The organism is Agrobacterium sp. 22-226-1 (assembly GCF_053522345.1).
Genome location: NZ_JBNWCP010000025.1, coordinates 45,096 through 51,858, shown reverse-complemented (window position 1 = coordinate 51,858; position 6,763 = coordinate 45,096). Strand labels below are relative to the sequence as shown.

At 58.1% G+C, this 6,763-nt stretch carries 6 protein-coding genes; 4 read left to right on the top strand and 2 right to left on the bottom strand.

The window, feature by feature from the left end; all coding sequences use genetic code 11:
* Window positions 1-64: 64 nt before the first annotated feature.
* Both ACQZ5K_RS25665 and ACQZ5K_RS25660 read right to left on the bottom strand, forming a co-directional pair.
* The gene (locus ACQZ5K_RS25665) at window positions 65-553 is read right to left on the bottom strand and encodes a peroxiredoxin (protein WP_448741881.1); all 489 of its coding nucleotides are present in this window, start codon (window positions 551-553) and stop codon (window positions 65-67) included.
* Window positions 554-839: 286 nt separating this feature from the next.
* Window positions 840-1,037, bottom strand: a complete 198-nt coding sequence (locus tag ACQZ5K_RS25660; RefSeq protein WP_448741880.1) for a helix-turn-helix transcriptional regulator — start codon at window positions 1,035-1,037, stop codon at window positions 840-842.
* A 492-nt stretch (window positions 1,038-1,529) separates the two neighbouring features.
* Here ACQZ5K_RS25660 and ACQZ5K_RS25655 point away from each other — a divergent pair, with 492 nt between their 5' ends.
* Genes ACQZ5K_RS25655 through ACQZ5K_RS25640 form a run of 4 tightly spaced genes read left to right on the top strand, consistent with a single transcriptional unit; the run spans window position 1,530 to window position 6,737 of the window.
* Complete coding sequence (locus ACQZ5K_RS25655; protein ID WP_448741889.1) at window positions 1,530-3,131, top strand: ABC transporter substrate-binding protein; 1,602 nt, start codon at window positions 1,530-1,532, stop codon at window positions 3,129-3,131.
* Between the two features lie 4 nt (window positions 3,132-3,135).
* Window positions 3,136-4,113, top strand: a complete 978-nt coding sequence (locus tag ACQZ5K_RS25650) for an ABC transporter permease (RefSeq protein WP_448741879.1) — start codon at window positions 3,136-3,138, stop codon at window positions 4,111-4,113.
* Between the two features lie 12 nt (window positions 4,114-4,125).
* Window positions 4,126-5,025: an ABC transporter permease gene (locus tag ACQZ5K_RS25645; protein WP_448741878.1), complete on the top strand. Its 900-nt coding sequence runs from the start codon at window positions 4,126-4,128 to the stop codon at window positions 5,023-5,025.
* Window positions 5,022-6,737, top strand: coding sequence for a dipeptide ABC transporter ATP-binding protein (locus tag ACQZ5K_RS25640; protein ID WP_448741877.1), 1,716 nt, complete (start codon window positions 5,022-5,024; stop codon window positions 6,735-6,737). Before ACQZ5K_RS25645 ends, ACQZ5K_RS25640 begins: the two co-directional genes overlap by 4 nt.
* Window positions 6,738-6,763: the final 26 nt, after the last annotated feature.

The window sequence follows — 6,763 nt, the reverse complement described above, 5'->3', positions numbered from 1 at the left end:
AGACACTCGAGCGCATAGCCAATGGTTGGCCCAGCAGCGATCTCGATGCACTCATGCCCTGGAATTACACGCGCTGAACGGTCTCAGCTTGCCGCTTACGCTTGATCCTGCCATCTTCAATGACCATCGTCAGCCTCTTGAGTAGGGTAAGCCCGCCGGCTTCAAACGTGGGCAAGTTTAGGGCATTGGCCAGCGATAGCGATTTGTCAGAAAGCAGTGGAAATGGCAGATGAAGCCGGTCTGCGGCCTCTTTCTGATATTCAGTCGTCTGCGTCGAAAGGCCAAAAAGTCGGTTTACCCCTAGTCGCCTCAACTCAGCAAAATGGTCGCGAAAAGCACAAGATTGAGGCGTGCAACCTCTTGCTCCGGGTATTTCATTCCATCCATCAATATCGCTACCGCCTGGTGGACTGGTGCGTGGGTAGGCATATACGACCGATAGACCCCAGCCTCTAAGGTTAACGATGGTGCCATCGGTCGCATTCAGCGCGACGTCCGGCATTTCCATCCCCAGCAAATGGATCGCTGCGTTATCTTCCTGTGGGATTTTCATATTCCTCGTTTTCGGCTGTCTGCAATCAATTCAATCGTCCAGAGTCACCAACCATAAGAGCCTGCCTAGATTTGCGTCACTACGATGTATGCTGTTGTCGAAGCGCGCGCTTACAAACTCGTCTTGGCAGATATTCCAAAAACTTCGGTCTGACAGAAAATAGGGAAACGCTCCATCGAAGAAAACCGGCGCCAATCGCAACATGCCTGCGATTTTCTGTTGGTTTGTCCGGTACCTCGCGGCGAGGAAACTTCCTCGCCTCTCATACAGATATCAGATCGTTCGGCTAACGCGGATTCTTGAAGCGAACACCGACCCCGCCGCCATTTTCTTCTATGAATTCAATCCCCTCTCGTTCGAAGGCCTTCACGAGACTCGCAATATTATTACTGATCGGAAGGTGAGCGCCTCTTTCGAAGTCTGCGACTGTCTGCCTTGAAACGCTCGCGGCTTTTGCCAGTTCGCCCTGGCTCCAGCCCAGCATCGCCCGAGCCCCGCGGCATTGTTCCTTAGTTATTAGAGGTTCTGTGGCCAAGGCAAACTTTCTGATTGACTTCTATCATTCTGTAGGGAAAAGTGCAGCTCATCGATCGGGCAGGTGCGTCAACACCATACCCGACCTGACCACAATCAAGCTGTTAGGGAGCTCGGATCATGGCTGATTCCGACAATAGCAGAACTATGCCTAATTTCGCGAGGGCAGATTTCAACTCAAGTCCTCCGCGTCGTTCGTTATCCATGTCCGGCACAGCCAACCCGTCGTCACGCCGGATGACTGCACCTGTCCAACCAACCAGGGCAGGGGATCAAAACGGGAAGGTCGTCCTCTCCTAAATTCGAGCATCGTTCCATTTACCCGACGGGCCCAAAGGTCCGAATTTCCGATTCAAGCTTCTGACTGCTGAGCCACGCTTAGGCCCCGCCGGAGCAAGGGTGCCGGCTGTCCGAATTCCAACGACAAAAAGGGAACTCCATGATCAATTTCGCCAACGCATTTCGACCAATGGCCATAACAGCGGCCTTGCTATCGCTCACCGTTCTCACTGCACCTGCAATTCCGGCCAGCGCCCAGGCTCAGTCCGATTTGCGTATTGCGACATCCTACAAGCTGATGACACTCGACCCGCATTATGCGAACCTCAACGAGAATACCTCGCTGCTCTCGAACATCTACGAGAGACTGGTTTATCAGGATGAAAAACTGGCTCTGAAGCCCGGGTTAGCGGTCTCGTGGTCGATGATCTCCGACACACGGTGGGAGTTCAAACTGCGTGACGGCGTCCGATTTCACGACGGATCGCCCTTTACGGCCGGGGATGTCGTCTATTCCATCGAGCGCATCCGCAACTTCCTGCAATCGCCGAGCGGCGGATACCGTTCCTACGTGACGGGTATCAAGTCCGTCACGATGTCGGATCCATTGACGGTCACCTTTGAAACAGAAGGGTCCGTCCCGAATTTTCCTCTGCTGATGTCTTCGGTCTTCATTATGCACAAGCGGGGGGAGGGGTTTCAGACAACGGAAGAACTCAACTCCGGACGTGCATCGGTTGGGACCGGTCCCTACAGGTTCGAAAGCTGGAGTTCCGGCGAAACACTGCGACTGGAGCGAAACGATGATTACTGGGGTGGCCGGCCCGCGTGGCCAACGGTCACCTTCAGGGTGATGGAAAGCCCGGCAGCGCGTGTCGCGGCCTTGTCTTCCGGTGATGTGGATGTCGCTGACTCAATCCCGGCAAGGGACGTCAATTCATTGAAACAGCGCGGCGCAAACATCGCCAGTATCAGTGCGGCTCGTATCAATTTCCTGCAGTTCGACGTCGAGAAGGAGAAGGTTTCCGGCGTTACCGACAAATCCGGCGCCCCGATCCCCAACCCGTTTCGCGACCTAAGGGTGAGACAGGCCCTGGCGCTTGCCACGGATCGCAGTGTCATCGCGGAAAAGATCCTCTCCGGATACGGGACTGCAGCATCACAGGTGTTTCCGGAAGGATTGCCGGGCACCTCTCCCAATCTGAAGGCACAAGCCCCCGACTATGATGCGGCCAGGGCAATGCTTTCGAAGGCGGGATATCCGGACGGTTTCAATGTGGTTCTTGCTGGACCTGCCGGCCGCTACCCGGGCGATAGCGACAGCCTTCAGGCAGTCGCGCAGAGCTGGGCGCGCATTGGCGTCTCTGTTCAGCCCCAGGCGTCACCATTTTCGGTGTTCAACACCAAGCGCGCTGCCGGCGAATATGCCGCCTGGTACGGCGGGACCTCTGGCGAATCCGTGGACGTCATCCTGCAAGCGTTGCTTGCGTCTCCGGACAAGGAACGCGGCACTGGCGCTCTGAACTTCGGTCATTATCGCAACCCGTCCTTTGATGCGCTCCTCGCAAAGGCAGAGGCTATCGAAGAAGGCAAAGAGCGAAATGCGGCACTTGCAGAGGCAACTGAGCTTGCCATGAAGGACCAGCCGATCATCCCGCTCTATCACTTCCACCACATCGTCGGTTACGGCCCGAAAGTTGGATCTTATGTGATGCACCCCCGCGGCTGGACGACGGCGATGCAGACAATCGCGGCAACGGAGTAAGCCCATGGGTCTGATATCCGTTATCGCAGCAAGGCTCTCGCAGGCCTTGCTCCTGCTCCTTGCCATGTCGCTGATCGGCTTCATCGGCATCCACAGCGTTGGCAACCCCGTCTTCAACGTGGTCAACATCGAAACCGCCACGCCAGAGGATATCAGGCGTGCGACTATCGCGCTCGGGCTCGATCTGCCGGTCTGGCAACAATACGGATTGTTCCTGAAAAACGTAATCACCGGCAACTTCGGTACGTCATACATCTACCACCAGCCTGCGTTCGGTCTCGTCCTCAGCAAACTGCCGGCGACGCTGGAACTGGCCTGCGCGGCAATGCTCCTGTCAGCCATCTCTGGCGTCAGCCTCGGCCTCGTTGCGGGCCGGGGAAAAGGAACCCTGCTCGACCGGGCGGTGCTGAACGGCAGTGTGTTCGCTCTCAGCATTCCCTCGTTCTGGCTCAGCATGATGTTGATCCTGACGGGTGCGGTTCTGACCGGCTGGTTCCCGTCGGGCGGGAGAGGCATGACGGCCAGTCTCGCAGGAAGCGAATGGAGTTTTCTGACCGCAGACGGATTGCGGCACATGATCCTCCCGATGCTGGCGCTGGCCATTCCGAACATCGCACTGATTGCCCGATTGACGCGGTCCGGGACCATCGAGGTCGAACAACAGGAGTTCACGCGCTTTTGCCGGGCCCGGGGGCTGTCGCCGAGACGAATCCTTTTTGCCCATACATTGCCGAACATCAGCATCCCCCTGGTGACGATCATCGGCCTGCAGTTTGGTGGAATGCTCGCCTTCGCTGTTGTGGTTGAATCGATCTTTGCCTGGCCAGGGATTGGCAAGCTCCTGATCGACTCCATCCAGTTGCTGGATCGACCTGTCGTCATGGCCAGCCTGACATTCACCGCCGCAAGCTTTGTTACGCTGAACGCGATCGTCGATCTCTACTACGCCGTTGCCGATCCGCGCGTGCGCCTGTCGTCATAGGAAGGGAATATCATGAAACCGCTTATCCTGCGGGCGCTCGGCGCGCGCACCGACAAGTCAGATCGACGGCCACTCCTGTTCGCATCAGGACGCTTATCAACGATTATCCTGTGCATTTTCGTTCTGGCAGCGCTCGCAGCACCTTTGATCGCCTCACAGAACCCCTACGATCCTCTGCAGATTTTCGGGTGGGAGGCGTCTTCGCCTCCGGGCACCGTTGGCAGCGGGGGCTATATTTACCTCCTCGGTACCGACGGGCTTGGACGGGATATCTTCAGCACCATCCTCTATGGATTGCGCATCAGCCTGATCGTATCGCTTGCGAGTTCCGCCATCGCTGCCCTGATCGGCCTGACTGCCGGGGTGAGCGCCGCCTATTTCGGCCGCTGGGTCGATGTGACGATCATGCGCCTTGTCGACCTGCAGCTCAGCCTTCCGACAATCCTGGTTGCACTGATTGCCATCGTGACACTTGGCCCGGGCGTAGACCGGATCATTCTCGCATTGGTGATTGCACAATGGGCCGCCTATGCACGGCTGGTGCGGGGCGTCGCTCTCAGTGAAACCCAAAAGCCCTACATGGACGCGGCACGCCTGATGCGTTTGCCCGCCCACAGGGTCATATTCCGCCACCTGCTTCCAAACAGCATCGCTCCGGCCGTCAGCCTGGTCCCGATCGAGGTGGGGCATGCGGTGGCACTTGAAGCAACTCTTTCCTTCCTCGGCCTCGGCGTTCCCCTGGACAAACCGTCGCTCGGCTCGGCGGTCGCAAACGGATTTCAGTATCTGTTAACCGGCCAATACTGGATCAGCCTGTTCCCGGGCCTTGCACTGTTCTGCCTGATCGCCGCCATCAATTTTACGGGCGAGGGCATTCGCCTGCGCCTCGACCCAAGGAGCAAGCCGCGATGAACAGCACAGCGACAGCATCCACGAACCACACGATGGCCCATCCAGTCATGCCTCTTCTCGAGGTCAGCAACCTCGGGCTCCGCCATCTGTCTTCCTCCGGGCCTTTGACAATCCTGAGCGGCGTCAGCTTCACGATCGGGCGTGGTGAAATCCTGGGCATTATCGGGGAGTCGGGCGCGGGAAAATCAACGATCGGAAATGCGATACTTGGACTGTTACCTCCTGACATCCAGCAGGTGTCGGGTACGATCGCAATCGACGGTATTGTCCTCAATCCGGTCGACGAACCGCATGACACGGGACGGCGCCGACGGATCTCGGCAGTGTTTCAGGATCATACCGCCTCACTCGATCCGCTTATGAGCGTTGGCAGCCAGATTGCCGAGACGGTCAGAGCCCATGATACGGAGCTGTCCGCCGACAAGGCCCGCGCACGGGCCCTCGAGCTTCTCGGCAGGGTTGGCATCCCGGACCCCGAGCGCCGCTACGGTCACTTTCCGCACCAGTTTTCCGGTGGACAGAGACAGCGCGCGGTGATCGCCATGGCGCTGGTAGGATCGCCGGATATCATCATCGCCGACGAGCCTACCTCCGCGCTGGACGCTACCGTGCAGAAGCAGATCCTTCAGTTGTTGCGCACCCTGGTCGAGGAAACGGAGATCTCCATAATCCTGGTCACCCATGACATGGGCGTCGTGGCGGAAGTGACGGATCGTGTGCTGGTCATGCGCAAGGGAAAGGTCGTCGAGGAAAACGCAACCGCCAAGGTTCTCGATGAACCCGCGGAGGACTATACGCGTGAACTTCTGGCTGCGGTTCCACGCCTTTCCCTGACGCTTGCGGATGGCAAGGAAAACGGTCAAATTGGCCCATCGGAGAAGGACACCATTGTCGCTCCACGGGTTGCAGACAACCCGGCACTTGTCGTTGAAAGCATTCGAAAGTCTTTCCCCGCGAGGGGACTGTCATTGCTTCCGGGGCGAGGGCAGGGCTTCTCACGATATGCGCTGACGGACGCCCGTCTGACACTGCCACGCGGTGAAATCACCGGTATTGTCGGGGAAAGCGGCAGCGGAAAAACGACCTTCGGTCGAATTATTGCGGGACTGGAAACCGCCTCGAGCGGCTCACTGATCCTCGACGGCCGCAGATATGACGTGACGAAGCCCGGGCATCGCAGTGGTTTGCTTGGACGTGTGCAGATGATCTTTCAGGATCCCGCTGTTTCGCTGAACCCCGCGATGCGCATTGGCGACATCTTGCGCGAGAGCATTCGCTTCGGAGCGGGCCCGCGACGCGACAGCCAACCACATTCACTCGACGCAATGATGGAACGACTTGGGCTTGCACCAGGTCTCCTCGCCCGTTACCCGCACCAACTCTCCGGCGGACAGAAACAGCGCGTGTGCATCGCAAGAGCCCTTCTGGCGCGACCGCAGATCATCGTCGCTGACGAGCCAACCTCGGCGCTCGACGTCTCCGTGCAGGCCCAGATTATCGAATTGCTCCGGGAAACCGTTCGAAACCAGAACCTGTCGATGCTGTTCATCTCGCATGATCTGGCGGTCGTGCAACAGCTCTGCCAGTCCGTTTCCATCTTCAAAGACGGCAAAATCGAGGACCAGGGCCCCTGCGATGAGGTGTTCTCGACATCGCGCAATCCCTACACGCGAACTCTGATAGACGCCCGCCCACGAAGGTTCACGAACTGAGTGTCCCAGGGGAACATCCCGTCCGG

Excerpts from the sequence above, each read along its gene's own strand:
- ACQZ5K_RS25665 (WP_448741881.1), bottom strand. The coding sequence starts at position 553 with ATGAAAATCCCACAGGAAGATAACGCAGCGATCCATTTGCTGGGGATG.
- ACQZ5K_RS25660 (WP_448741880.1), bottom strand. The coding sequence starts at position 1,037 with ATGCTGGGCTGGAGCCAGGGCGAACTGGCAAAAGCCGCGAGCGTTTCA.
- ACQZ5K_RS25650 (WP_448741879.1), top strand. The coding sequence starts at position 3,136 with ATGGGTCTGATATCCGTTATCGCAGCAAGGCTCTCGCAGGCCTTGCTC.
- ACQZ5K_RS25645 (WP_448741878.1), top strand. The coding sequence starts at position 4,126 with ATGAAACCGCTTATCCTGCGGGCGCTCGGCGCGCGCACCGACAAGTCA.
- ACQZ5K_RS25640 (WP_448741877.1), top strand. The coding sequence starts at position 5,022 with ATGAACAGCACAGCGACAGCATCCACGAACCACACGATGGCCCATCCA.